General features: G+C 62.5%; 28 protein-coding genes. 22 read left to right on the forward strand and 6 right to left on the reverse strand.

Annotation, left to right across the window (positions count from 1 at the left end; all coding sequences use genetic code 11):
- Positions 1 to 93 precede the first annotated feature (93 nt).
- The 8 genes from P3T17_RS12505 to P3T17_RS12540 all read left to right on the forward strand — a co-directional run bounded on the left by P3T17_RS12505 (position 94) and on the right by P3T17_RS12540 (position 6,855).
- Entirely contained in the window at positions 94 to 1,227 is a 1,134-nt protein-coding gene (locus P3T17_RS12505) for an MlaE family ABC transporter permease (RefSeq protein WP_074263213.1), read from the forward strand.
- Positions 1,224 to 2,102, forward strand: coding sequence for an ABC transporter ATP-binding protein (locus tag P3T17_RS12510; protein WP_429406974.1), 879 nt, complete (start codon positions 1,224 to 1,226; stop codon positions 2,100 to 2,102). Before P3T17_RS12505 ends, P3T17_RS12510 begins: the two co-directional genes overlap by 4 nt.
- A 15-nt stretch (positions 2,103 to 2,117) precedes the next feature.
- Entirely contained in the window at positions 2,118 to 3,080 is a 963-nt protein-coding gene (locus tag P3T17_RS12515) for an MlaD family protein (protein ID WP_074263215.1), read from the forward strand.
- A gap of 18 nt (positions 3,081 to 3,098) precedes the next feature.
- On the forward strand, positions 3,099 to 3,794 hold the full coding sequence (locus tag P3T17_RS12520; protein ID WP_429406976.1) for an ABC-type transport auxiliary lipoprotein family protein: 696 nt from the start codon (positions 3,099 to 3,101) through the stop codon (positions 3,792 to 3,794).
- Between the two features lie 174 nt (positions 3,795 to 3,968).
- Positions 3,969 to 4,292: a (2Fe-2S) ferredoxin domain-containing protein gene (locus P3T17_RS12525; protein ID WP_074263216.1), complete on the forward strand. Its 324-nt coding sequence runs from the start codon at positions 3,969 to 3,971 to the stop codon at positions 4,290 to 4,292.
- 8 nt (positions 4,293 to 4,300) lie between these two features.
- Entirely contained in the window at positions 4,301 to 4,945 is a 645-nt protein-coding gene (locus tag P3T17_RS12530) for an alpha/beta hydrolase (protein WP_429406978.1), read from the forward strand.
- 324 nt (positions 4,946 to 5,269) lie between these two features.
- Complete coding sequence (locus P3T17_RS12535) at positions 5,270 to 6,493, forward strand: D-alanyl-D-alanine carboxypeptidase family protein (RefSeq protein WP_074263218.1); 1,224 nt, start codon at positions 5,270 to 5,272, stop codon at positions 6,491 to 6,493.
- A 92-nt stretch (positions 6,494 to 6,585) separates the two neighbouring features.
- The gene (locus tag P3T17_RS12540) at positions 6,586 to 6,855 is read left to right on the forward strand and encodes a DUF493 family protein (RefSeq protein WP_074263219.1); all 270 of its coding nucleotides are present in this window, start codon (positions 6,586 to 6,588) and stop codon (positions 6,853 to 6,855) included.
- Positions 6,856 to 6,888: 33 nt separating this feature from the next.
- Here the strand turns inward: P3T17_RS12540 and P3T17_RS12545 are convergent, their stop codons facing one another.
- Entirely contained in the window at positions 6,889 to 7,845 is a 957-nt protein-coding gene (locus P3T17_RS12545; RefSeq protein WP_074263220.1) for a transcriptional regulator GcvA, read from the reverse strand.
- A 98-nt stretch (positions 7,846 to 7,943) separates the two neighbouring features.
- Here P3T17_RS12545 and P3T17_RS12550 point away from each other — a divergent pair, with 98 nt between their 5' ends.
- Genes P3T17_RS12550 through lipA form a run of 3 tightly spaced genes read left to right on the forward strand, consistent with a single transcriptional unit; the run spans position 7,944 to position 10,169 of the window.
- Positions 7,944 to 8,270: a DUF2917 domain-containing protein gene (locus P3T17_RS12550; RefSeq protein ID WP_429406980.1), complete on the forward strand. Its 327-nt coding sequence runs from the start codon at positions 7,944 to 7,946 to the stop codon at positions 8,268 to 8,270.
- Positions 8,271 to 8,329: 59 nt separating this feature from the next.
- Positions 8,330 to 9,151, forward strand: a complete 822-nt coding sequence (gene lipB, locus P3T17_RS12555; protein ID WP_429406982.1) for a lipoyl(octanoyl) transferase LipB — start codon at positions 8,330 to 8,332, stop codon at positions 9,149 to 9,151.
- 13 nt (positions 9,152 to 9,164) lie between these two features.
- Positions 9,165 to 10,169, forward strand: coding sequence for a lipoyl synthase (lipA, locus tag P3T17_RS12560; protein ID WP_074263223.1), 1,005 nt, complete (start codon positions 9,165 to 9,167; stop codon positions 10,167 to 10,169).
- A 114-nt stretch (positions 10,170 to 10,283) separates the two neighbouring features.
- Here the strand turns inward: lipA and P3T17_RS12565 are convergent, their stop codons facing one another.
- Positions 10,284 to 10,424, reverse strand: coding sequence for a hypothetical protein (locus tag P3T17_RS12565; protein WP_429406984.1), 141 nt, complete (start codon positions 10,422 to 10,424; stop codon positions 10,284 to 10,286).
- A gap of 51 nt (positions 10,425 to 10,475) precedes the next feature.
- Positions 10,476 to 10,922 (reverse strand): hypothetical protein, encoded by a 447-nt coding sequence (locus tag P3T17_RS12570; RefSeq protein WP_074263224.1) that lies wholly within the window; start codon positions 10,920 to 10,922, stop codon positions 10,476 to 10,478.
- A gap of 278 nt (positions 10,923 to 11,200) precedes the next feature.
- On the opposite strand from P3T17_RS12570, the gene tauA reads away from it, so the two are divergent.
- From tauA to P3T17_RS12585, 3 genes are all read left to right on the forward strand, one after another.
- Positions 11,201 to 12,226: a taurine ABC transporter substrate-binding protein gene (gene tauA, locus P3T17_RS12575; RefSeq protein WP_429406986.1), complete on the forward strand. Its 1,026-nt coding sequence runs from the start codon at positions 11,201 to 11,203 to the stop codon at positions 12,224 to 12,226.
- Between the two features lie 68 nt (positions 12,227 to 12,294).
- Entirely contained in the window at positions 12,295 to 13,092 is a 798-nt protein-coding gene (locus tag P3T17_RS12580) for a taurine ABC transporter ATP-binding protein (protein WP_429406988.1), read from the forward strand.
- Entirely contained in the window at positions 13,089 to 14,000 is a 912-nt protein-coding gene (locus P3T17_RS12585) for an ABC transporter permease subunit (RefSeq protein ID WP_074263227.1), read from the forward strand. The genes P3T17_RS12580 and P3T17_RS12585 overlap by 4 nt, the downstream gene beginning before the upstream one ends.
- A 15-nt stretch (positions 14,001 to 14,015) precedes the next feature.
- Here P3T17_RS12585 and P3T17_RS12590 read toward each other — a convergent pair whose 3' ends face one another.
- Positions 14,016 to 14,699: an HAD family hydrolase gene (locus P3T17_RS12590; protein ID WP_429406990.1), complete on the reverse strand. Its 684-nt coding sequence runs from the start codon at positions 14,697 to 14,699 to the stop codon at positions 14,016 to 14,018.
- Between the two features lie 205 nt (positions 14,700 to 14,904).
- Between P3T17_RS12590 and P3T17_RS12595 the strand changes: the two genes are divergently transcribed.
- Positions 14,905 to 16,572: a Na/Pi cotransporter family protein gene (locus P3T17_RS12595; RefSeq protein ID WP_074263229.1), complete on the forward strand. Its 1,668-nt coding sequence runs from the start codon at positions 14,905 to 14,907 to the stop codon at positions 16,570 to 16,572.
- A gap of 12 nt (positions 16,573 to 16,584) precedes the next feature.
- On the opposite strand, the gene P3T17_RS12600 is transcribed toward P3T17_RS12595, so the two are convergent.
- The gene (locus P3T17_RS12600; RefSeq protein WP_074263230.1) at positions 16,585 to 17,358 is read right to left on the reverse strand and encodes a DeoR/GlpR family DNA-binding transcription regulator; all 774 of its coding nucleotides are present in this window, start codon (positions 17,356 to 17,358) and stop codon (positions 16,585 to 16,587) included.
- 432 nt (positions 17,359 to 17,790) lie between these two features.
- Here P3T17_RS12600 and ugpQ point away from each other — a divergent pair, with 432 nt between their 5' ends.
- From ugpQ to P3T17_RS12630, 6 genes are all read left to right on the forward strand, one after another.
- On the forward strand, positions 17,791 to 18,573 hold the full coding sequence (ugpQ, locus tag P3T17_RS12605) for a glycerophosphodiester phosphodiesterase (RefSeq protein WP_429406993.1): 783 nt from the start codon (positions 17,791 to 17,793) through the stop codon (positions 18,571 to 18,573).
- Positions 18,574 to 18,692: 119 nt separating this feature from the next.
- On the forward strand, positions 18,693 to 19,805 hold the full coding sequence (locus tag P3T17_RS12610) for an ABC transporter substrate-binding protein (RefSeq protein WP_429406995.1): 1,113 nt from the start codon (positions 18,693 to 18,695) through the stop codon (positions 19,803 to 19,805).
- A gap of 69 nt (positions 19,806 to 19,874) precedes the next feature.
- Positions 19,875 to 20,807, forward strand: a complete 933-nt coding sequence (locus P3T17_RS12615; RefSeq protein ID WP_429406997.1) for an ABC transporter permease — start codon at positions 19,875 to 19,877, stop codon at positions 20,805 to 20,807.
- A complete protein-coding gene (locus P3T17_RS12620) occupies positions 20,804 to 21,607 on the forward strand; it encodes an ABC transporter permease (protein WP_429406999.1) in 804 nt (267 codons plus the stop codon). The genes P3T17_RS12615 and P3T17_RS12620 overlap by 4 nt, the downstream gene beginning before the upstream one ends.
- Before the next feature lie 19 nt (positions 21,608 to 21,626).
- Positions 21,627 to 22,697: an ABC transporter ATP-binding protein gene (locus P3T17_RS12625; protein WP_074263235.1), complete on the forward strand. Its 1,071-nt coding sequence runs from the start codon at positions 21,627 to 21,629 to the stop codon at positions 22,695 to 22,697.
- A 163-nt stretch (positions 22,698 to 22,860) separates the two neighbouring features.
- Positions 22,861 to 23,322 (forward strand): TerB family tellurite resistance protein, encoded by a 462-nt coding sequence (locus tag P3T17_RS12630; protein WP_074263236.1) that lies wholly within the window; start codon positions 22,861 to 22,863, stop codon positions 23,320 to 23,322.
- Here P3T17_RS12630 and P3T17_RS12635 read toward each other — a convergent pair.
- Entirely contained in the window at positions 23,295 to 24,176 is an 882-nt protein-coding gene (locus tag P3T17_RS12635; RefSeq protein WP_429407002.1) for a LysR family transcriptional regulator, read from the reverse strand. The genes P3T17_RS12630 and P3T17_RS12635 overlap by 28 nt on opposite strands.
- Positions 24,177 to 24,583: 407 nt before the next feature.
- On the opposite strand from P3T17_RS12635, the gene P3T17_RS12640 reads away from it, so the two are divergent.
- The gene (locus P3T17_RS12640) at positions 24,584 to 25,873 is read left to right on the forward strand and encodes a dicarboxylate/amino acid:cation symporter (protein WP_429407004.1); all 1,290 of its coding nucleotides are present in this window, start codon (positions 24,584 to 24,586) and stop codon (positions 25,871 to 25,873) included.
- The last annotated feature ends 57 nt before the right edge of the window (positions 25,874 to 25,930 follow it).

Here is a 25,930-nt window from a genome sequence, read left to right on the forward strand (position 1 = left end):
CGCGCGAGAACCACTCGAAACGCAGTAGCACCTCTGCTGCGCGCCGCGTTCGCTACAATGGCCCCTGATCCGACAACCAGAATCCCGCGATCCTTGAACTACGACACTCCGCCCGGCCTTGAAGTCGCGGCAGGCAGCCAAGGCAAGATCGTCCGGCTCTCCGGCCAGTGGACGGCGCTCGCGCTTGCGCGCGACCGCGCCACCGGCAAGGTCGTACCCCGTCTGCGCTCTCTGATCGGGGTCGAGGGGATGCATTGGGATCTATCGCGCATCGAGCGCATGGACCACGTCGGCGGCCAGGCGCTGTGGCGCGTCTGGGGCCACAAGTTGCCGCCCCAACTGGTCGAACTGAACGACACCCAGCGCGACATTTTCAATCGCATCGCCTTGCTCGATTCGATGCGCGATTCGCCTGAACCGGTGGTGAAGTTCGATCCGTTCACCCGGCTCGGCCTGGGGTTGTTCTCCTTCTTCGAGCACCTGTACGGCGGCATTGCCATGCTCGGGCGCTTCGTGCTCGACCTGCTGGCGATTGCGCGCAATCCGAAGATCACGCCGTGGACCGAAATCTCGGCGAACGTCTACAACGCGGGCGCGAGGGCGCTGCCCATCACTGCGCTGGTCGCGTTTCTGATCGGTATCGTGTTGAGCTATCTGTCCGCGCAGCAGCTACGGCTGTTCGGCGCGAACCAGTACATCGTCAACATTCTCGGCCTGTCGGTGATCCGCGAACTTGGGCCGGTGCTCTCGGCGATTCTGGTGGCCGGCCGCTCGGGTTCTGCGATCACCGCGCAGATCGGTGTGATGCGCGTCACCGAGGAACTCGATGCGATGCGCGTGATGGGCATCCCACATGGCTTGCGGCTGATCCTGCCGCGCGTGATTGCGCTCGGCGTGGCGATGCCGCTGCTCGTGATGTGGACCAACATCGTCGCGCTCGCCGGCGGGGCGCTCTCGGCACAAGTCGTGCTGGGCATCGACATGGGTTATTTCTTCCGGGCGCTGCCGAGCGTGGTGCCGATCGCAAATCTGTGGATCGGCCTGGGCAAAGGCGTGGCCTTTGGCATGCTGATCGCCATCGTCGGTTGCCATTTCGGCTTCCGTATCAAGGCGAATTCACAAAGCCTTGGCGAGGGCACGACCACCTCGGTGGTGTCTTCGATCACTATCGTGATCCTTGCCGACGCGGTGTTCGCGATCCTGTTTCAGAACGTGGGGCTCGGATGAGCGCGCCGCTTGCCCAATCCGTGCGCGGCCAGCCGCTGCCCTCGATCGCCGAACCGGTGATCGAGGTGCGCGATCTGACCAAGCGCTACGGCCGAAACATCGTGCACCAGCACCTGAACTTCGAGGTGCGGCGCGGCGAGATCGTGTCGATCGTCGGCGGTTCGGGCTCCGGCAAGACCACGCTCGTGCGGCAGATTCTCGGCCTCGAGAGGCCGTCGTCCGGCACGATCAGGCTGTTCGGCGAGGACCTCGCGACCATCTCGCCTGACACCGCGCTGCTGATGCGCAGCCGTTCCGGCATGCTGTTCCAGCGCGGCGCGCTGTTCTCGTCGCTGTCCGTGTTCGACAACGTCGCGCAGCCGTTGCGCGAACTCGGCAAGATCCCCGAAGACCTGCTGCGCGACATCGTCATGCTGAAGCTCGAGATGGTCGGCCTGCCGTGCAAGCATGCGTCGAAGATGCCGTCGGCGCTGTCGGGAGGGATGATCAAGCGGGTGGGCATCGCTCGCGCGATCGCGCTCGAACCGGAACTGCTGTTTCTCGACGAGCCGACCGCGGGACTCGATCCGCAGGCGTCGGATGAGTTCGTCGAACTGATCAGCACGCTGCATCGCGCGCTTGGCCTGACCGTCGTGATGGTGACGCACGATCTCGACACCATGGTCGCGCTGTCGACCCGCGTTGCCGTGCTGGCCGACCGCAAGGTGCTGGTCGCGGCGCCGGTAGAGGAAGCCGCGGGTGTCGATCATCCGTTTATCCGCGAGTACTTCCTCGGCCTGCGCGGCCGCCGCGCGCTGCAGGCGTTGCCGCCGGAGCGCCGCGCGAAGCTGCCGCCCGCGGCGCTCGAACCCGCATCGTCCGAATTGCCGCTGTGAAAGAGGGAATCTGAAATGGAAAACAAATCACATGCGTTCTGGGCTGGACTCTTCACGGTGGTGCTGCTGGTGGCGATCGCGGCGACGGTGTTTCTGTTCAAGGTCGACCGTTCGGTGCGCGTGCCGTACGACCTGATCGCGCGCACCAACGTCACCGGGCTGTATACGGACGCTGCGGTGCGCTATCGCGGTCTCGACGTGGGCAAGGTGGCGTCGATCAAGTTCGACCGCGACCATCCCGGGCAGATCCTGATCCGCATTCTGGTTGACACGCACGCACCAATCACGCATTCAACCTTCGGCAGCCTCGGCTTTCAGGGCGTGACGGGGCTTGCGTTCATCCAGCTCGACGATACGGGACGCGATATGGAGCCGCTGGCGTCGTCGGAAAAGCAGGTGGCGCAACTGCCGATGCGGCCTGGTCTCTTAGACCAGTTGCAGCAGCGTGGCGATATTCTGCTGCGCAAGCTGGAACGTATCGCGGACGACGTCAACGATACGCTGTCGCCGCAAATGCGCGATCAGTTGCTGGCCACGGCGGCAAGCCTGCAGCACGCCGCCGATGGCGTAACGACGTTGACGAAGCAGATGCAGCCGGCCGCGGGCAAGCTGCCGCAGACGATTGACGAGCTGAATCGCACGCTTGCCTCGACCAATCAGTTGATCACGGGCCTGAATCGCCCTGACGGTCCGTTCGAATCCAATCTGAACAAGGTTGGCACGGCGGCCCAGCAGGCCGGCGACGCGCTGACCTCGATGAATGCGTCGGTGCAGGAACTGTCGGCGCGGGTCGGTTACGACACCTTGCCGCGCGTCAATTCGCTGGCTGACGATGTGCGTTCCGCCGCGCGTTCGGTGGATCGCGCCGCCGACATGTTCAGCACCAGTCCGCGCAGTGTGCTGTTCGGCGCGCCGGCCGCTGCGCCTGGCCCGGGTGAGCCCGGATTTTCGTGGCCCACAGCCGGCACGGCAAAGTGATCTGAAAGGAAGAATGTCATGGCACGCTCGCTTTCCAGTCTGCTTCATCGCTCGCTTTGCGGCGGGCCTTTTAGCCCAGCTCGTAGCGCGACGCTTCGGCCAACTCAGCGTGTGCGCTCCGCTGGCGCTGCGCTAGCCGTCGCGCTCGCCTTCGGAGTGTTGGGCGGCTGCGCGGGCAATCCGGCGGTGCATGCCGACGCCCGCTATGACTTTGGGCCGCCCCCGCAAGTGGCCACCTCGGGTCCGATGCCGGCCGTCAAGGTGCTCGATGTGACCGCACCCGCGACGCTGGCGTCGGACAAGCTGGTCTACCGTTTGAGCTACGCCGACGCGCAGCAGACCGCGTCCTATGCGAACAGTCACTGGACCATGGAGCCGTCCGCGTTGCTCACGCAGCGCCTGCGCGATGTGCTGTCGCAGCGCGGCACGGTGCTGACGGGCTCCGATGGCGTGCGTGCGCCGGTGCTGCGGGTGGAGCTGATCGAGTTCGAACAGGTTTTCGACAGCCAGACGCAAAGTCATGGCGCCGTCGCCGCGCGAGTGACCTTGACGCAAAGCGGCAAGGTCGTCGCGCAGCGTAGCTTCACCGCGCAGGCGCCGGCCAGTTCGGCCGATGCGGCCGGCGGTGCGCGAGCGCTCGCGACGGCAAGCGACGATCTGGTGGCGCAGATATCCGCATGGTTGAGTTCCCAGGCGTTGGTTGCCGGGCAGTGAGCGGCTCGCCCGGGCGTGTAACTTGCGGTGGGGCTTAACAGAACCAGACAGCGCAGGCGCGAACAGCGGGCCCCGGCCCCGCTCGCTATAATCGTTCCACTACAGGCGCGCCGCGGTGCTTGCACACGCTGGCGGCCATCGAATTTCCCCTGATACGGTCTCTCCGCGGACACCATGGATTCTTTCTACAAGTACCACGTCTTCTTCTGTCTCAACCAGCGCGATCCCGGTGCTGAGCGCCCGAGTTGCGCGAATTGCAACTCGCAGGCCATGCAGGAGCATGCGAAAAAGCGCGTGAAGCAACTGGGCCTCGCGGGTCCGGGCCAGGTGCGCATCAACAAGGCGGGTTGCCTCGATCGCTGCGAGGAAGGTCCGGCGCTTGTGATCTATCCGGAAGGCACGTGGTACACCTATGTCGACGAGAGCGACATCGACGAGATCGTCGAATCGCATCTTGCGAATGGCAAGGTCGTCGACCGTCTGAAAATCGATCAATAAGCGGCGTCATGAACGTTCATACGAAACAGTTCCTGATCGATGGTCCGGTCGGCAAGATCGAGGTTGCGCTCGATCTGCCCGATGAAACGCGCGACAACGGCGCGGCGCCGCGCGGGATTGCGCTGGTGGCGCATCCGCACCCGCTGTTCGGCGGCACGATGGACAACAAGGTCGCGCAGACGCTTGCCCGCACGCTTGTGCAGCTGAATTACGTGACCTATCGCTCGAACTTCCGCGGAGTGGGGCAGACCCAGGGTGAACACGACGCGGGTGTCGGCGAGCGCGACGACTTGCGCGCAGTGCTCGATTACATGCGCGCACAGCCTGGGCAAGCCGATCTGCCCCTCGTGCTGGCGGGCTTTTCGTTCGGCACCTTCGTGCTCTCGCATGTGGCGGCGCGGCTCCTCGAAGAGGGCCAGGCGATCGAACGCATCGTGTTCGTCGGCACGGCGGCGAGCCGCTGGGAAGTGGCGCCCGTGCCGGAAAACACGCTGGTGATTCACGGCGAAATCGACGATACGGTGCCCATCCAGTCGGTGTACGACTGGGCGCGGCCGCAGGAATTACCGGTGGTGGTGATCCCCGGTGCCGAGCATTTTCTGCATCGCAAACTGCACGTCCTGAAGCGCATCATCGTCGACGCCTGGCGTTGACGGCTGGGGTGGCACGCGTTTTCCGGGGTACAGGTACGCGTCAAATGAAAATTTATCCGCACGCGATGCGCAAAGTTGGCTCCCCGGCGCGCGTATAATGAGCGCTCTTTTTTGGGCGCAGCGCGGCCCGTCCGGTTGATTGGCGCATCGTCAGCGCCGTTGGTTGATTGCAAGGCCGGATTGTGGGGCGCGTTGCGCGAACCGATCGTGTGGCCGGAAGTCCAACGGGCGCCGCGTTGCGTTTACGCGGCCAGCGCTCGCCGACCGGCTCTTCCAATCTGCGCGCCCTTGGGCGCGATGCAAATTTCTGCCCGAATCGATCCTATGCGTTTTTCCACCTCCGGCTTTTCGTCACTCTCGTCCTTCGTTCCCCATACCATCAGCCGTGCTGTGACGCTCGGCGTGCTGCTGCCGGCCGCGCTGGTGGCTAGCACCGCGGCCCTCGCGCAGGTCCCGCCGCCGGCGGTGAATGCGCGCTCGTGGGTACTCGTCGATGCGACCAGCAATCAGGTGCTCGCGTCCGGCAACGCCGATGAGCGCGTCGAGCCGGCTTCGCTGACCAAGCTGATGACCGCGTATCTGGTCTTCGAAGCGCTGCAGACGAAGAAGATCACGATGGAGCAGATCGTTAACCCGAGCGAAGCGGTGCGCCGCGTCAAGACAGACGAATCGCGCATGTTCATCGAGGCGAACAAGCCGGTCTCCGTGCACGACTTGGTCTACGGCATGATCGTGCAGTCCGGCAACGACGCCGCAATCGCGCTGGCAGAACTGGTGGGCGGCAGCGAATCCCAGTTCGTCAACATGATGAACACCGAGGCGCAGCGCCTCGGCATGACGCATACCCACTTCGCCGACGTGAACGGTATGCCCGACGCGCAGCACTACACGAGCGCGGGCGATCTGGCGATCCTGTCGGCGCGCCTGATCCGCGACTATCCCGACTACTACAACATTTTCTCGGTCAAGGAATTCACCTACAACAAGATCAAGCAGCCGAACCGCAATCGTCTGCTGTGGATCGATCCGACGGTCGACGGTCTGAAGACCGGTCACACCGAGGCCGCCGGTTATTGCCTGATCGCGAGCGCCAAGCGGCCGCTGCCGGGCGCGCCGGACGCATCGCGTCGTCTGGTTTCGGTGATGATGGGTGAAGTGAAAGAGCACGACCGTGTCGAAGACAGCCTGAAGATGCTGAACTACGGTTACAGCGCGTACGACACGGTGCGTCTGTACAAGGCCGGCCAGGTGATCGAGACGCCGCGCGTCTACAAGGGTGCGGAAGACACGGTGAAGATCGGCGTGAAGGCCGACCAGTACATCACGGTGCCGAAGGGTCTCGCCGACAAGGCCAAGCCGCAGGTCGAGCATATCGATCCGCTGATCGCACCGATCACCGAGGGCCAGCAGGTCGGCACGGTGAAGCTGGTGGCGGATGGCAAGGTGGTCTCGCAGTTCCCGATCGTGGCGCTTCAGGCCGTGCCGCAAGCCGGCGTGGTGGGCCGCGTGTGGGATTCGCTGATGCTGATGTTCAACAAAAAGAAGTAAGCGCTGATGCGCGCGGGTGCGTGCAGTTGCGCGCATTCGCGTGACGGCGGCTCCGACAGGCATGCTGCCGGGCCGTTGCCGAGGAGTGAAAGATGCAACCTGACAATGATTCGCTGTTTGAGTTTCCCTGCGATTTCCCGATCAAGGTGATGGGCAAGTCGCATCCCGAATTCGCCGAGACGATCGTGACGGTGGTCAAGCAGTTCGATTCCGAGGTCGACCCGTCGCGTGTCGAGATGCGGCCGTCGAGCGGTGGTAACTACACGGGCCTCACGGTGACGGTGCGCGCCACCAGTCGTGCCCATCTCGACGATATCTATCGCGCGCTCACCGGCCATCCGATGGTGAAGGTCGTGCTGTAAGCAGCGGGGCGCGCCTCGCGTCCCCAGTTGCGTTTATGGCGTGACGTGCAATGCGTCCGCCGCGCTTTGCGGCCCTGCCGAGCAGGCCCGTTCGAAGAGCAGTTTGAAGCTTCTCACCTCGTCGAACACCCAGTCCCGGAATGCCCGTACCCGCTCCGTCTGCAGACTTTGCGGCGTGCAGATGAAGTAGTACTGCCACGGGCTTGGACCGTCCACATCGAAGAGCCTGACCAGCCGTCCTGACGCGACCTCGTGCATCGCCAGCGAGCGGCGCGTGAGTGCAACCCCTTGTCCGTCGATTGCCGCCTGCAGCAGGTTTGACGAGTCCTGGTACAACACGCCGCGTTTCGGTTCCGGCCATTCGGTCAGGCCCGCGGCGTCGAACCAGGGGCGCCACAATTCGTCATCGGAACGCAGGAGCGGGACCTTGGCCAGATCGGCCGGTACTTTCGGCAGATTGCCGCCGTTGAAATTCGGCGCGCAGGCGGGAAAGAAGATTTCTTCGAGCAGCAACTCGGCGTGCAGGCCCGGGTATTTGCCGAAACCGAAGCGGATCGCCGCATCGACGTCGTCGCGGGCGAAGTCTGTCAGCGAATTGGTGGAGAGCAGTTCGAGATCCCATTGGGGGTGAGCTTCGATGAAACTGCCGATGCGCGGCGTCACCCAGCGCGCCGCGAACGACGTCAGCATCGACACCACCAGACGCCGCTCGCGGTCGCCGGCGCGCAGTTCGCGGGTGGCGTCGGCGAGCGCGGTCAGCGCCGCGCGCACCTGCCCCGCGTAACGGCGGCCGACTTCCGTCAGGCGCACGCGCTTGCCGTCGCGGGCGAACAGCGTCACGCCCAGCTCGGCCTCGAGCGCGCGAATCTGATGGCTGACCGCGCCGTGGGTCACGAACAGTTCGTCCGCGGCACGCGAGAAGCTTTCGTGGCGGGCCGCGGCCTCGAATGCCTTGATGGCGTTCAGCGCTGGGAGTTGTCGTAGGTCCATCGCAATTTTTCTCACATAGAGGTGAAATTTGATCGTTTTGCGTAAACCCTTGCTGCGCCTACGATTGTAGTCACGAAACGGCTTTTTGCGAGGTTGTCATGCGAGAAATTTCCTCTAGTATCACATTTGAAATCAGGTCTGGCGAGACGGTTCCGATGAAGGTTGTGCGCAGCACGCGGCTGGCGGTGAGCGGTTCTGCGGTATGGGTAACACGCAGCGACGACACCGAAGACTATTGGCTCGAACCGGGCCATACGTTGCGCCTGCGGCGCGGAGAACGGCTGTGGCTGAGCGTAGAAGCGGATTCGCAGGCGCGGGTGGCGTTCGACGTTCCGGCGCGCGCCGATGTGCGGGCGGTCGACTGGCTGGTGCGTCTTGCCGACCGGCTCGGTATGCGTTTGCGCGACGGCTGGCGGACCGTTTGAGGGTGAGTGCGGCGAGGGTTCCGGCGGGGATCTCAGTATTTCGGTAAACTACCGGGATCATGTGTGCCACGCCGGTTTCTTCGCCTTCTCTGCCCCCCGAGCTCGTTCCAGCTGACCTGGCTGATCCGGTGGCGCCGGTTTCGGCCGGTCTCGTTCCCTCTACGCAGGCCGAACCGGTCGCAGTGGGTTTGCCCACTCCCGTTCCAACGCTGCGCTGGCGCGGTGTCGAATCCTACGAAATCAGTTTCGAGGCGATGCGAGCTTTCACGGACGCGCGCACTTCAGAAACCGCGGACGAAATCTGGCTGGTCGAACATCCCCCTGTTTTCACCCTGGGCCAGGCCGGCAATCCGGCGCATCTGCTATCCGCAGACAGCGGCATTCCGCTGGTCAAGGTCGACCGCGGCGGACAGATCACGTATCACGGGCCAGGGCAGGTGGTCGCTTACCTGCTGCTCGACTTGCGCCGCCGCAAGCTGATGGTGCGTGAACTGGTGACGCGCATCGAGCAGGCCGTGATCGACACGCTCGCGGCGTATAATCTCGCCGGAGAACGCAAGGCGGGCGCCCCTGGTATCTACGTGGCGCCCGGTCCGGATGCCGGGTCGCATGCGGGCGCCAAGATCGCCGCGCTGGGCCTGAAAATCCGTAACGGTTGCAGTTATCACGGGGTCAGCCTGAACGTGAAGATGGATCTGCAGCCGTTTCTGGCCATCAACCCATGCGGGTACGCGGGGCTCGAAACTGTCGATATGGCGACGCTCGGCGTCGCTGCCGGCTGGGACGACGTAGCCCGGACCTTTGCTGCATGCCTCACCGCAAACATCGACGGCACGCCCGCGGCCGTCGCCCAACCGCAGGCTGGTGTCGTGACCGCCTGACTGGATCGAACCAATGACTGACGTTACCGCGAACCTCGCCGGCACTGCCACTCCTGACGCCGCTACCGCACCGGCTGCTTACGATGCTACGGCGAAGCAGAAGGCGCAGGCGAAGACTGCACGCATTCCGATCAAGATCATCCCGATCGAAAAGCTGAAAAAGCCGGACTGGATTCGCGTGAAAGCGGCCACCGGCAATTCGCGCTTCTACGAGATCAAGCAGATTCTGCGCGAGCACAATCTGCACACGGTCTGTGAGGAAGCGAGTTGCCCAAACATCGGCGAGTGTTTCGGCAAGGGCACCGCCACGTTCATGATCATGGGCGACAAGTGCACGCGCCGTTGCCCGTTCTGCGACGTCGGCCACGGCCGTCCTGATCCTCTGGATACCGAAGAACCGGGCAATCTCGCCCGCACGATTGCTGCGCTGAAGCTGAAGTACGTGGTGATCACCAGCGTGGACCGCGACGATCTGCGTGACGGCGGTGCGGCTCACTTCGTTGAATGCATCCGTCAGACGCGCGAACTGTCGCCGGAGACGCGCATCGAAATTCTGACACCGGATTTCCGTGGCCGTCTGGATCGCGCGCTGGGCATTCTCAATGCCGCTCCGCCCGATGTGATGAACCACAACCTCGAAACGGTGCCGCGTCTGTACAAGGAAGCACGCCCGGGGTCGGACTACGCACACTCACTGAAGCTGCTGAAGGACTTCAAGGCGCTGCATCCGCATGTCGCCACCAAGTCGGGCCTGATGGTCGGTCTTGGCGAGACGGAAGAAGAGATCCTCCAGGTGATGCGCGATCTGCGCGAGCACGACGTCGATATGCTGACGATTGGGCAATACCTGCAACCGTCTGAGCACCACCTGCCGGTTCGCTCGTACGTGCATCCGGATACCTTCAAGATGTACGAGGAAGAAGCCTACAAGATGGGCTTCACGCACGCGGCCGTTGGCGCGATGGTGCGTTCGAGCTATCACGCGGATCTGCAGGCGCACGGAGCCGGGGTGGTCTGAGGTTCTTGCCGGTAGTTTGCTTCGATATAAAGCCCGCAATTGTTGCGGGCTTTTTTACGTCTGCGGCCACTCGAGGATTTGAGGCGCTGAGCTGGGCTTTGCTGCTTGCGCCGGTTAGTGCCAGAAGAAGAGCCGGGCGATCAGCAGGCTGGCGGAGTAGATACCGCTTCCAATAAACATGAAGTAGGCGATGTACATCATGGCGCGATGTCGAACATCGTCGTTCTCGAGGAGGTAGTCGATAAGATTAGGCATGTTAAGTTCTCGCTTGACCGGTTGTTATTATAGCTCGATTGGTTTAAATATTTAGCTCAACGCAAAATGGGATATCGAGAAGCTCGTCGCGACGAATGCTGTCGCGAGGAACGATACCCACATAAGCGTTCTGCTGGGAACGTCGCTGCTGGCCGGATCGCTGAAATATTTCCGCGCGTCGGCGGCGCCAAAGACGACCAGTACAGACGATCCAATGATGAACGCTACGTGCCACACGAGGCCAATCCGCACCCACGCATAGCTTCCAGTTGACATCGGTTGGTCGAGAGCACAACCCAGTTCGTAGCATGCGGCGGCACTCATCGCGATGACGGTCCAGAACAGTTGGCCGTGTTGCAATGCGGCCTTCAAAACATCGCCGGCAATCTCGCGATAGGCAAGTGAGAAATTCAGCAGTGGCAGCAGGGCGATGGGTGCAAGAATGGGCACCGCGATATTGGATAAGAGCCAGCTTAAGTGGGCTAAAAATTCGATCATGGTTTGAAGCGCATAGTGAAGAGATCTAACCCATGATCCGGTCCAGGCCATACGGCGGTCAATCGACCGAACGACCAGCTTGCGCTCCACCGCCAACCATGCTGCGTTCCGCGCCAAGCCACTACGCGTTCATCGCAACGGACTTACGCATCCAACCCAACGTAAAAAGCAATGCCCAAGCAGCGTGATTAGCAATCATGAATTCGTTAGAACCGCCTGTCTCCAAACTCCCTATAGTCGAAAGCCTCCCAAACACCTTATTAAAACGGGGCTTCTCGATGAACCGATTCTTCCGTCCGCTGGCCGCACTCGTCACGCTGCTTGCTGTTTCCGCGCCTTTCGCGAGCGCCGCTCACGCCGATACCAAAGAGGTTGTGATCGCCTATCAGGACATGGTCTTGCCGTGGCGTTACGCGCAGGCCACCGGCGAGGTCGAGAAGGAAACGGGCTACAAGGTGATCTACCGTCAACTGGGCAGCGGCGCGGAAGTGGTCCGTGCGTTGGCCTCGGGTTCGGTGCAACTCGGTGAAGCTGGTTCCAGTCCGATTGCGGCAGGCCTGTCGCAGGGCGTCGATATCTCGCTGTTCTGGATTCTCGACAACATCAACAATGCCGAGGCCCTGGTGGTGCGCGACGGTTCGGGCGTGACGAGCATCGCCGGTCTGAAGGGTAAAAAGATCGGCGTGCCGTTCGTGTCCACCTCGCATTTTCATACGCTGGTCGCGCTGCAAAACGCGGGTGTGAACCCGTCTGACGTGAAGATCGTCAATCTGCGCCCGCAAGAAGTAGCGGCTGCGTGGGACCGCGGCGACATCGACGCAACCTACATATGGGACCCGGTGCTCGCCAAGGTGAAGAAGAACGGCAAGGTACTGATTACCTCAGGTCAGGTTGCACAGGAGACGGGTAAGGCGACCTTCGACGGCTTCGTGGTCGACCGCAAGTTTGCCCAGCAAAACCCCGAGTTTGTCGCACGCTTCGTCAAGGTGCTAGCTGAAAGCGATGCAAGCTATCGCGATCACACCTCGGCATGGTCCGCTACTTCGCCGCAGGTCGCAGCCGTTGCCAAGGAGTCCGGAGCGAATGCCCAGGACGTACCGGCGAGCCTTGCACTTTATGCTTTCCCGTCGGCGGCTCAGCAGGCGTCCAGCACGTGGCTCGGCGGCGGCGCGCAATCCGGTGCGGCGAAATCGCTGGCGGCGACGGCAGTGTTTCTGAAGACCCAGGGGACGATTCAAAATGTGCTGCCCGACTATTCGGCGGGTGTCGATCCGCACTTCGTTCAGCAGGCGGCGCACGAGTAATGCGGTAATGATGGCGCGTCCTCAGGTCGCGCCTGTACCGCGTCCTATTGGGAACCCACAGGCGTTTTATGAGTAGTCTGGAGATCCGGCGGCTGCACGTCGCCTACGAAGGTGCACGTGGCGCGCTCCCTCATGTCGCGCTGGCCGATGTCGATCTGAGCATCGAGTCCGGTGAGTTCGTCGTGGCGCTTGGCGCGTCCGGCTGCGGCAAGACGACCCTGCTCAATTGCATTGCTGGCTTTATCCAGCCGAGCGGCGGTGAAGTCCGTCTGAACGGTGAGCTAGTCAATGGCCCGGGCGCCGATCGCGGCGTGGTGTTCCAGAAATACGCGTTATTGCCGTGGCTCGACGTGCTCGACAACGTCGCGCTCGGTCTTCGTTTTCAGCGTGTGCCGAAAGCGCAGCGCGAACGTATCGCGCTGCAGATGCTTGCGCTCGTCGGACTGGAGCAACATGCTCGCTCAAGGGTGTACGCCTTGTCGGGCGGGATGCAGCAACGCGTGGGGATCGCGCGCGCGCTCGCCAGCGATCCGCAGGTACTGCTGATGGACGAGCCGATGGGCGCACTCGATGCCATGACGAGAGAGTCGATGCAGGAACTGGTGCTCGACGTCTGGGGCCGAACCCACAAGACCGTCTTCTTCATCACGCATAGCGTCGAAGAAGCCCTGTTTCTGGCGACGCGCCTCGTCGTGATGACACCCGGACCCGGGCGCATTGCCGAGAGCTACGATCTGCCGTTCGCCCGGCGTTTTCTGGAGACGCGCGACGCACGCGCAGTGAAGTCGTCGCCGGAATTTATCGAGTGGCGTGAGCGGTTGGTGCGGCGCCTGCATCAGCGCGCACCGGAAGAGGTGCTCTCGTGACTGTGTCGAATGATTCACTTAACCAGGTGCCCCTGGCCTCGTCCGGCGTTACCGTGAAAGATTCGCCGCTTGCATCGTCGTCATCCGCGCCGCTCCCGGAGAGGCGCGTGAGACCGGTACGCGCATGGCGCATGCCGGGTGAAGGGCCGACCGCGGCGCTGAGCATCGCTTCGGTGATTGCGCTGACGGCGTTGTGGTGGATCGCGACGCATCTGCACTGGCTGCCGCCGCTGTTCCTGCCGACGCCGGAAGCCGTCTGGAGCGCATTCATCGACGCTTGTCATGGACGCATCCAGGGCGGCCTGCCCTTGTCGCAACACCTTGCGTGGAGCGCGCTGCGTGTGTTTGGCGCTTTTGCGCTGGCTACGGTGACGGCGATTCCGGTCGGCATCCTGATGGGCGTGAGCCGGGTGGCGCGCGGGTTACTTGATCCGCCGCTGGAGTTTTACCGGCCGCTGCCGCCGCTCGCTTACCTGCCGCTCGTGGTGATCTGGTTCGGCATCGACGAGACGGCGAAGATCGTCGTCATTTACCTCGCCTGTTTCGCACCGATCGCCATGGCTGCCCGTGCCGGCGCGCGCAGCGCCACCGTCGAGCAGATTCATGCGGCCTACTCGCTCGGCGGTTCGTTCGCGCAGATCGTGCGCCATGTGGTCTTGCCCGCAGCATTGCCGGAGATTCTGACCGGACTGCGGATTGCAATCGGCTTTGGCTGGACCACGCTTGTCGCCGCCGAGATGGTGGCCGCGACCGCGGGCCTCGGTCAGATGGTGCTCAACGCGTCGAGCTTTTTACGCACCGACGTCGTGGTAATGGGCATCGTGCTGATTGGTCTGATCGCGTGGATTTTCGATCTGGGCATGCGAGCGCTGGAACGGCGTCTGGTGCCCTGGAAGGGGCGGGTGTAATGCGTCTTGTGGCTCTTAGACAAACAACTCAATCACCGGCCAGTTCCGTTCCAGCGCAATCGCGCGCAGCCGCTCGTCCGGATTGGTCGCCACCGGGTCGGTGACGCGCTCGAGCAGCGGCACGTCGTTGATTGAATCGCTATAGAAGTAGCTTTTCGGAAAGTCCTGCAACGCGTACCCGAGCGACGCCAGCCAGCTTTCCGTGCGCACGATCTTGCCTTCGCGGAACGTCGGCACGCCGACGGCCGCGCCGGTATAGCGGCCGCGCGGATCGCCACCCTCGGTGCCGAGTTCGATGCCGAGCAGATGCTCAAACCCGAGTGCCTTGCCGATCGGCGCCGTCACGAACACATTCGTCGCGGTGACAATGCAGCACAGGTCGCCGGCATCGAGGTGCCGTTGGATCAGTTCGCGGGCGGCCGGCCGGATCGCCGGCACAATCACTTCGCTCATGAACACCGCATGCCATGCATCGAGTTGTGCGCGTGAATGACGTGTCAGCGGGGCGAGCGTGTAGTTCAGGAAATCGCTCATATCGAGTGTGCCCGCCACGTATTGGCGGTAGTACGCGTCGATCTCCTGCGCGTGCCGCTCGGCGCCTTCCACACCCAGCTTCGCCATGAAGTGGGCCCAAGCCTGATCGCTGTCGAGCGGCAGCAGCGTATGGTCCAGATCGAACAGCGCGAGGTTACGACTCATCCCAGATTCCTTGCATCCAACGCTTCGACACCAACCCCATTGCTGGATCGGCACGCTTTTCCCATCCTCGCAGATCGTATATTTAAGTGCACAAAATTACAATAAACCAAATTTGTGCAACACTATCGTCATATTTCTCCGGATGTCGCCAGGTGGCCGCATGCGGGTCGGGTTACGGTTAGAGCATTGAGAAGCGTCGTGCCTTATGTTGATTCTCCTGAACCTTCTCTCCGGTGTGGCTTTGCTCGTATGGGGGTCGCACATCGTCCGCACGGGCATCCTGCGCGTGCTCGGCGCGGATCTGCGCAGCGCCCTCGGGCGCAGCACCGGCAGCCGCCTGCGCGCGTTCGGGTCCGGCATCGCGGTGACCAGCCTCGTGCAAAGCAGCAATGCCACTGCGGTGATTGTGACGTCGTTCGCAGCCCAGGGTTTGCTACCGCTTGCCAGTGGTCTTGCCATCATGTTGGGCGCGGATGTCGGCACGGCCTTGATGGCGCGGGTGCTCACGCTCGATCTGTCGTGGCTGTCGCCAATCCTCTTGCTGCTCGGCGTACCGTTGTTCCTGACGCGCAAGCAGACGCGTGTGGGCCAGGCGGGCCGTACGGCGATCGGCCTTGGGCTGATCCTGCTGGCGCTGCATCTGATCGTCGAAGCCGCGCAGCCGATGATGCAAGGCGCCGGCGTACGCGTGATGTTCGGTGCCTTGACCGGCGACACGATGCTCGATGCCCTGGTTGGCGCCGCCTTCGCGGTGATTTCCTACTCGAGCCTCGCGGCCGTGCTGTTGACGGCGACGCTGGCATCGTCCGGAGTGATTTCGCTGAAAGTGGCGTTGTGCCTCGTGATCGGTGCCAATCTGGGCAGCGGCCTGCTGGCGTTGAGCGGCACGTTGGCGCAAAACGCCGCGGCACGGCGCCTCGCACTCGGCAGTCTGGTGTTCAAGCTCGCGGGTGCGTTGCTCATCCTGCCATTCGCTTCCCTGTTGGCGCGTGGCTTGCCCGTGCTCATCGGCAATCCGCGTGAGGCGGTGGTCGGGTTCCATTTGATCTACAACGCGCTGCGTTGCTGCGCGTGCCTCGCGCTGATCGACCCGGTTGCACGCGTCTGCAGCCGGCTGCTGCCGGACCGGCCGCAGCAGGACGGCGCACTGCGGGCGCTACATCTCGACGTGGCCGCACTTTCCACGCCGTCTCTGGCACTGGCCAATTCGGCGCGCGAAGTGCTGCGCATCGGCGACATCGTCCGGACCATGCTCGACAACGTCGCCGGGCTGCTTCATCACAATGATCTTGCCAAGGCACGCGAGACGATTCGTATGGACGACGACATCGACCAGCTTTATGCCGCGGTCAAAAGCTACCTCGCCAGAATTTCCCGCGAGCAGCTCGACGAGGCGGACAGTCGGCGCTGGACCGACATCATCGCGCTCACCATCAATCTTGAGCACGCGGGCGACATCATCGAGCGTATCGTCAACAATATCGAAGAGAAAAAGATCGCCCACCGGCTTGCGTTTTCGGAGCAGGGTCTCGGCGAACTGGAGGATCTGCACGCTCGCCTCGTCAGCAATCTGCAACTCGGGTTATCGGTGTTTCTCAACAATGACCTGCGTTGCGCGGAGAGCTTGCTGGCTGAGAAGGAGCGCTTCCGGGATCTCGAGCGGGTCTACTCCTATGCCCACCTCGACCGCCTGGCCGGGCAAACCTTGCGCAGCGTCGAGACGAGCGCGCTGCATCTCGACATGATCAGCGACATGAAGCGGCTAAATTCGCTGTTCTGCTCGACGGCCTATCCGGTGCTCGACGCAGCCGGCGCGCTACACGATACGCGCTTGCGCAAACGCGTCCTGGATACCCTGCACGCGCCGGAATAGCCGCTATCGCCTCTACGCGAGAATGACCCGCGCCACCTTCTTCTTCAGCGGCGCGAATTCGGTGGACTCGGCCGCCTTCTTGTTGGTGATCAGCACGTCGACGTCCTCGGCCGGGCAGTACGAGATGCGACTGCGCTGACCGATCTTGCTGTAATCGGCGAGGATCACTACGCGTTGCGCGTTGGCGACCATCGCCCGTGCCACCTCGGTTTCTTCGTGATCGTAATTGGTGGCGCCATGCCGATGATCGATGCCGACTGGCGACAGCAATGCCACGTCGGCCCGGTAGCGATGAATGTCCAGGATTGTCGTGCTGCCGCCCGTCGCCATGGCCCGGTCGCTGATCGATCCGCCGAGCAGTATGACCTCATTGCGGGCTTCGGCTTGCTGCTCGGCGGCGCCACGCATTTTCAGCGCGACGTCAATCGAATTGGTCACTACCGTCAGATTGGCGAGCTTCGCCAGCTCTTCCGCCAGCGCCGAGGTCGTCGTGCCGGCGTCGATAAACAAGGTCTGGCCGCTGGAGATGACCCCCATCGCAGCCTTGGCGATCGCCGTCTTCGATTTGACCCGGGTGTGGGCGCGTTCGGCGATAGGTGCTTCGTCAGCGGGCTTGATTGCACCGCCATGCACCCTCCGCAATTCGCCGAGTGCTTCCAGATCGAGCAGATCGCGCCGCACGGTTTCGCGCGAGACACCGAGATCCGCCATGATCCGTTCGGTCGACACCCGTTGCAGTGTCGAGAGCAGCGCGCGAATTCTCTGATGACGGTCTTCCTGCCACATGCATTTCCCTCTGCGATCAAGTCGTCTGGACGGTTTTTCTACGTAACATCACTGACATGATTGTGTGTCGCCCCGATGTCATTGGCCCCACTTTAACCGTTTTGCGTTGTATTTTTTTGGTCCCTTGCAAATTTGTGTATTTAAATTTAGCCTTCGCAGATTGGACGACTGTCATCGAATCCGAACACGGAATGTTCGAAAAGGAATTGAAGTGTCCCGTTTTCGAACATCGGTTGTCGCTTTTGCAGGCAACCGACTGTATGCTGCCTCCATCCTAAGCCAGGTGGCCCATTTCGCCGTCCGTTTCGATGCCGTGCCGCAGCATGACAGCTTGCTGACGAATAATACCGTTCGGTTCGTCATCCTGACGACCAGACGATGTGCCTGGTGAAGCGTGCGGTACATAAGAGACCATTTCGAAGGTGCGTAGACGTGGGAACTGGAATTGATCGTACTGTTGCCGACTGGCCGTATCTGCGGCTCGTCGCGCACCGCTGCGGCGGAACGCTCGCACCGGAAAATACGCTGGCGGGCTTCGACGCCTGCAAGCGTTATGGGTATCGCATGGTCGAATTCGACGCCAAGCTATCGGCGGACGACCAGCTCTTCCTGCTCCACGACGACACGCTCGAGCGCACGACCAACGGCCACGGCCCTGCCGCTGAGCAGACGTGGGAACAGTTGGCGAAGCTCGATGCCGGCTCATGGCGCGACGCCGCGTTCGCCGGCGAACGCCTGCCGACACTCGCCGAGGTTGCCGCACGCTGCAAGCAGGACGGCATCGCCGCCAACATCGAAATCAAACCGTGTCCCGGCCGAGATACCATCACCGGTCAGCTCGTCGCAGCCGCTGCGCTGGAGCTCTGGCAGGGCCATACGCAGCCGCTGCTGTCATCCTTCTCGTACGAAGCGCTCGCCGCCGCGCGAGATGCCGCGCCGTCGCTGCCGCGCGGGATGTTGTTCGAAGCGGTGCCGGACGACTGGCTGCGCATTGTGCGCGAACTCGATTGCGTGTCGCTGCACGCCAGCCACAAATATCTGACTGCTGAACAGGTCGCCGAGATTCGCGCCGCAGGTTTGCGCGTGCTCGTCTACACCGTCAACGACCCGGAGCGCGCGGAGCTGCTGGCGCAATGGGGTGTCGACATGTTTTGCACCGATCGACTCGATCTGCTCGCGCACGACATGCTGTCCACGCCGAATAGCCCGGACTAACGCGGCTCGCGGCGTAACCGGCAGACATGGCAGGCAGGCGCCCGGCATCGGGCGCCGAAGACAACTATCAGATGCAGTTTTCCTAACGTACTAATTTTCGGCAAAGGATGGGGAATACTATGAACCGCACGTGGCTAAGCCGTGTTCTCTCGATGTCAACGGTTGCGGGCGTCGCCGCAGCGGGTGCAGGCAGCGCGTTAGCCGCGCCGCCCGATGCGCTGGTTGCCGCCGCCAAACAGGAAGGTCAACTGACCGTAATCGCGTTGCCGCACGACTGGTGCGGCTACGGCCCGATGATCGCCGCCTTCGAAAAGAAATACGGCATCAAGGTGAACGAACTGAATCCGGACGCGGGCTCGGGCGATGAAGTCGAAGCCATCAAGGCCAATAAGGGCAACAAGGGTCCGCAAGCACCCGACACGATCGACGTGGGCCTGTCCTTTGGCCCCACCGCGAAGACCGAAGGCCTGCTGCAACCGTACAAGGTGTCGACGTGGAAGGAGATTCCGGATTCAGCCAAGGATGCTGACGGCTACTGGTACGGTGACTACTACGGCGTGCTGTCGTTCGAAGTGAACGCCGACATGATCGACAAGGCGCCGGCCGACTGGAGCGATCTGCTCAAGTCCGACTACAAGAACGCCGTGTCGCTCGCAGGCGATCCGCGCTCGGCCAACCAGGCCATCCAGGCGGTCTACGCTGCCGGTCTGTCTTCGGGCAAGGGCGATGCCGCCAAGGCCGCGGACGCTGGTTTGAAGTACTTCGCGGACCTGAACAAGAGCGGCAATTTCGTACCGGTGATCGGCAAGGCCGCATCGCTTGCGCAGGGTACGACGCCGATCGTTGTGCGCTGGGACTACAACGCGCTGGCTGACCGCGACACGCTCAAGGGCAACCCGAAGGTGCAGGTCATCGTGCCGAAGACGGGCGTTGTAGCGGGCGTCTATGTGCAGGCGATCAGCGCGTACGCTCCGCATCCGAACGCAGCGAAGCTGTGGATGGAATACCTGTACTCGGACGAAGGCCAGATCGGCTGGCTGGCGGGCTATTGCCACCCGATGCGCTACACCCAGCTGGTGGCTGCGAAGAAGGTGCCGCAGGCGCTGCTCGACAAATTGCCGCCGGCATCGGCGTACAAGAATGCCGTGTTCCCGACGCTGTCGCAGCAGGATGCGTACAAGGACACGATCACCAAGCATTGGGATGAAGTGGTCGGCGCGAACGTCAAGTAAGCTCCGTAACGCCTGAGAGGGTCGCCTTGCGCGACCCTCGCTTTAGCCTGATTGCTCCAGGGGTGACCTATGACCGCTTCATCGGATATCGGGTCGGCGCAGCCGGAACGCCTGGTTCCCCCGGCGCCTCCGTCCCACGTGAAGGGACCGGCAGAATCGTCGCAGTTCCTGACCTGGCTCGGCGTCGCGCCATTCTTCATCTTTGCGTTGCTGTTTCTGATCCTGCCCACCGGCTTTCTGATGGTGGGCGCGTTTCAGGATCCGCAGGGGCACTTCACCCTCGCAAACTTCCGCGACCTGTTCCAGCCGGGCGTGCTCGAAGCCTACTGGATCAGCTTCAAGGTGAGCGCCGCGTCGGCGATCGGTGGTGCCGTGATCGGCTCGCTGCTGGCGTGGGCAGCGGTGCAAGGACGCTTGCCAGGCTGGATTCGTCCGACGCTGATGACATTCTCCGGCGTCGCCTCGAATTTTGCCGGCGTGCCGCTTGCGTTCGCATTCATCTGCACATTGGGCCGGGTCGGGCTCGTCACGGTGCTGTTGAAGAAGTATGTCGGCATCAATCTGTACTCGACGGGTTTCAGCATCCTGAGTTTCACCGGCCTGACGGTGACCTATCTGTACTTCCAGATTCCGTTGATGGTGCTGATCGTCACGCCGGCGCTCGACGGCCTGAAGCGCGAATGGCGCGAAGCCTGCGACTGCCTCGGTGGCACCTCGTTCCACTACTGGCGCTATGTCGCACTGCCGGTACTGTGGCCGAGCGTGCTTGGCGCGACGCTGCTGCTGTTTGCGAATTCGTTCGGCGCGGTGGCGACGGCCTATGCGTTGACCGGTAGCTCGCTGAACATCGTGACCATCCTGCTGTACGCACAGATTCGTGGCGACGTACTGCACAACCAGAACCTCGGCTATGCACTCGCGCTGGGGATGATCCTCGTGACGGGGCTGTCTAACGGCGGCTACATCTGGCTGCGTTCGCGAGCCGAAAGGGGCCGCAGATGAAAAGTCAATCGCGTGTAGGTGCATGGACCGCGATGATCGTGGGCGCGCTGTATTTCCTGATCCCGCTCGCTGCCACCGTCGAATTCAGCCTGCGCATGCGGCGCGGCGTCTATAGCTTCGACGCTTACAGAGTGGTGCTATCCGACCCGCGTTTTCAGGCCTCGTTTGGTTATTCGATGTTAATGGCAGTCCTGACGATCGTGATTGGCGTGCTGCTGGTGGTGCCGACGGCCTATTGGGTGCGGCTGCGCTTACCGAAGCTGCGGCCCGTGGTGGAATTCATCACGCTGCTGCCGCTGGTGATTCCCGCCATCGTGATCGTGTTCGGCTATCTGCGTATCTATAACAGCAGCTCGATCCTGCCGCTGACCGGCAACGAGCGCGCCACCGATCTGCTGCTGGTGTTCGGCTACGTAACGCTGGCGTTGCCGTACATGTACCGCTCCGTTGATGCGGGTCTCGCCGCGGTCGACGTGCGTTCCTTGACCGAGGCCGCCGAATGTCTCGGCGCCAGTTGGCCGACCATTCTGTTCAAGGTGATCTTTCCGAATATCCGCTCGGGGATTCTGTCCGGGGCGTTCCTCACCTTTGCGGTGGTGATCGGCGAGTTCACGCTGGCTAGCCTGCTCGACCGGCCAGCGTTCGGTCCTTACCTGCAACTGATCGGCGCGAACCGCGCCTATGAGCCGTCAGCACTCGCGATCATCGCGTTCGTCATCACCTGGGCGTCGATGGGGTTGATCCAGGTATTTGGCTCGGCGCGCGGCTCGGCCCGCGCGCTGGCCGGACACAAACCCTGAAGAATTGAGGCGTCGAATCATGGCATTCCTTGAAATCGAAAATCTGCACAAGTCGTTCGGGGCGAACACCGCGCTGCATCACTTCGACATGAAGATCGAGCGAGGCGAGTTCATCACCTTTCTCGGGCCGTCGGGCTGCGGCAAGACAACGGTGCTGCGCATGATCGCAGGCTTCGAAAGCCCGACGCGCGGCGTGATCCGTCTCGATGGCCGCGACGTCACGCATCTGCGTACGCGTCAGCGCAAGGTCGGCATGGTGTTCCAGTCGTACGCGCTGTTTCCGAACATGACGGTTGCCGACAACATTGGCTTTAGCCTGCGTGTGGAGCGTCGTCCGCAGGACGAGATTCGCAAGCGCGTCGGTGAGATGCTGGAGCTGATTAAACTGCCCAATATCGCGGAGCGCTACCCGTGGCAGCTTTCGGGCGGCCAGCAGCAGCGTGTGGCACTCGCCCGGGCGCTGGCGGGCAAGCCGCAGGTTCTGCTGCTCGACGAACCGCTATCGGCGCTCGACGCGAAAATCCGCATCTCGCTGCGGCAGGACATTCGCGCGCTGCAACGCGAGCTTGGCATCACATCGATTTTCGTGACGCACGATCAGGAGGAGGCGCTCTCCATCTCCGATCGCATCGTGGTGATGAACGAGGGGCGCGTCGAGCAGGTCGGCACCTCCTCGGAGATCTACAACTATCCGCGTACGCGGTTCGTGGCGTCGTTCGTCGGCACGCTCAATATTCTGTCCGGACATGTGGTGGATCCGGCGAACGGCAAGATGGCCGTCGACGGGCAGGAACTGGTGACCACGCAAAGGCTTGCACCGGACGACGTCGGCAAGAAGCGTCTGCTGGCGCTGCGCCCGGAGGCGATCGTGCTGGAAGCGCCGGCGGCCGGACGCAATACCTTGGCGGCGACGGTCGAGGAAGTGAATTTCCTTGGCGCGGTGGTGCGGATCAGGACGCGGGTGAAGGAGGCGGTGATTTCTCTCGACGTCTTCAACGATCCGAATCGCCGTTTGCCGGAACGCGGTCAGCCGGTTGCATTGGGTTTTTCGCACGAGAACCTGCTGGTACTGGAGGAGGGGGCGGCGTAGGGGGCTGGCTGTGTGCTTCGAGCAGAGGCTGTGCCCCTCGTGTGGCCAGACTTCGGCTTTTCCGAACAAATACTCCCGGATTAACAGGTTTATCCGATTCAACGTCTGACGCAGACTAGGGCTCATCACCACTGCGGACATCGTCCGCGAAAGGAGCCCAGTCATGCGAAGCTATCCCCGCAACAGTCCTCAGGCAGCCGCGCGCATTGTCGCGCTGGTGCTAACCTCCGACGGGCACGTTTGCAGTTCCGAGGAGCGCGCACTCGACAAGCTCGACATCGCCGGGCAGCTCGGCCTCGCGCCGACCGAATTCGCGCAGATCGTGCAGACGCTGTACGAGGATCACTCAATCGCCCACGCGCCCCTCATGCCGGCGGTCGGCCAGATCGACACGAACCTGCTTGGCTCGCTGATCGGCGAGATCGACGACCCGGCGTTGCGCAGCAGGGTGATCCGGCTGTGCGTTGCAGTCGCGACCGCCGACGACCATCTTGCCGATGGCGAAATCGCCGTGCTGGCGGCCATTCTTGGCGCGTGGGGAACCACTCCGGCGGCGGTCACGGTTCGCCGCGATGCCACGCCAGCCGTCTTGCGTGGTCACGGACGCACGGCGTCGATCACCTGAGAAGCGAGCGCATGATGCTGGCCGCGCCACGAGCGGATGGCGTGGATCTCCTCGATCACGCCGTCCGCACGTCCAAGCAGGCGCAGTCCGCGCAGCAAGGACACATCGCCGGCACCTAGCTCTGCGAGAGGAAACACGCCGAGCCCGCGCGCGGCGAACACCGCCATCAACGCGCTGTCTTCGAATTCTCCGGCGATCCGCGGCCGGATTCCCGCCGCCTCGAACCAGCGGTCCAGTCGCGCGCGTAGCGCGCCATGGCCGGTGGGCAAGAGCACGGGCAGATCGGCAAGGCATTGCGGGAAGCTGGCGCGAGACGCCTTCTGGACGATTGTCGTGGGCCCATACCAGTCGACGGGCGAGCCGACGAGGCGCTGACTCACCAGACGCAGGTCTGTGTTGTGCAGCGCCGGCTGGCATGCCAGCACCAGATCGAGCTGATGCAACGCGAGTTCCGACAGCAGTTGCGCATGTTCACCCTCGTGGCACAGAAGCCTGAGCGATGGCGTGTCGAGCACGGGCGCGAGTAGCGCATGCGCGGCGAGCTTTGAAATTCCATCGGACAGACCTACGGCGAGCCGTGCAACGCGCTCGCCACCCGCTTCGCGCATTTCGTCGAGCAGCGTTTCGCCGATCTGAAAGATCTGCTCCGCTCGATTGAAGGCCGCCGCACCGGCCTCCGTCATGACGACGCCGCGCCCCGCGGGTTTTAGTAACTGGCGCCCGACCGATTTTTCCAGCTCGCGCACCTGGGCGCTGATGGTCTGCACGGCCATGTCGAGGCGCTCGGCCGCACGCGCGAAGCCACCTTCCTTTACGACGATCCAGAAATAGTAAAGATGGCGGTAGTTCAGCATGGGCGGCGTAAGTTCGATAAAAGCGATCCGTCTTTCAGCTTATCACTGAGTTATTCGAACTCATGAGGCCGCAGTCCGAACCAGGGTCTGCGTCGTCCGGAATCCCCGACGCCTGTCTTCCAGATTTCCGGAAAGCTGGACGTCCCGTTCACCGGAATCTCAAAAACCCGTTATAAATCAAAGCAAAAGACTCGCTATCCAGCTGGCATCGACCTTGCAAAGTAGAAGCGCGGCCGCACAGGCCCGACAACTAAAGCATGGAGACAACGATGTCCGATTTCCCCTCCCGGTATTTCTGAATTCGTCGTCTTGTCGCGGCCCGATGCCGTGCACAGGCGATACGTCTATGCGTTCGCATGATGCGCAGCGTGGCAGGCCATTGGCTCATCCACATCGCAGGAATCGTCATGAAGAAATCCTTCCATAAAGTGCTCTATGTCCAGGTGATCGCCGCGATCATCGTCGGCATTGCTCTCGGCCATTTTTCACCCGCTCTCGCTATCGACATGAAGCCGTTCGGCGATGCCTTCATCAAGCTGATCAAGATGGTGATCGGGCCGATCATCTTCTGTACCGTCGTGACCGGCATCGCCGGCATGCAGGATATGAAGAAGGTGGGACGGGTCGGCGGCAAGGCGCTGCTGTACTTCGAAATCGTTTCGTCGTTTGCGCTGGTGCTCGGTCTGCTGGCCACGCACCTGCTGAAGCCGGGCGCTGGCTTTAACGTCGATCCTGCGACGCTCGACGGCAAGGAAGTCGCTTCGTACGCCGCCAAGGCGCATGGCCAAAGCACCGTCGATTTCCTGATGCACATCATTCCGAACACGATCACGGATGCGTTCGCCCAAGGTGAGATCCTGCAGATCCTGCTGATTGCGATGCTGTTCGGCAGCGTGCTCGCAACGCTCGGCCAGCGTGGCAAGGTGGTTACGGATCTGGTCGAAAGCCTGTCGAGCGTGCTGTTCGGCGTGGTGCGCATCATCACGAAGCTCGCACCGATCGGCGCGTTCGGCGCGATGGCCTTCACCATCGGCAAATACGGTATCGGTTCGCTGCTGCCGATGCTCAAGCTGATCGGCACGTTCTATCTGACCTCGATCGTGTTCGTGGTGGTCGTGCTCGGCGCGATTGCACGGATGGTCGGCTTCAGCGTGCTGCGCTTCGTGGCGTACATCAAGGAAGAAATGCTGATCGTACTCGGCACGAGCTCCTCGGAAGCCGCGTTGCCGCAACTGATGCTGAAGCTTGAAAAGCTCGGCTGCTCGCGCTCGGTGGTGGGCCTGGTGGTGCCGACCGGTTACTCGTTCAACCTCGACGGCACCAACATCTATATGACGATGGCCGTGTTGTTTATCGCCCAGGCGACCAACACCGATCTGACGCTGACGCAGCAACTCACCTTGCTGGCCGTGACCATGCTGACGTCGAAGGGCGCAAGCGGTGTGACGGGCGCCGGCTTCATCACGCTGGCGGCGACGCTTGCCGTGGTGCCGACCATTCCGCTGTCGGGCATGGTGCTGATTCTTGGTATCGACCGCTTCATGAGCGAATGCCGCGCGTTGACGAATATTGTCGGCAATGGCGTGGCCACCGTGGTGGTGTCGGCGTGGGAGAAGGAACTGGATCGTAACAAGCTGCGGGCGGTGTTGCGTGGTGACGTGGCTGCGATCAAGGAAACGGAAACCGCGGGTGCCTGAACCCGAGCAGCGCGGCGGGCGGAGCGTTGAGGTGATATACCGTCGGCATATGCCACA

Source organism: Paraburkholderia sp. GAS82 (assembly GCF_050436285.1).
In the GTDB taxonomy this organism is placed as follows: domain Bacteria; phylum Pseudomonadota; class Gammaproteobacteria; order Burkholderiales; family Burkholderiaceae; genus Paraburkholderia; species Paraburkholderia phenazinium_B.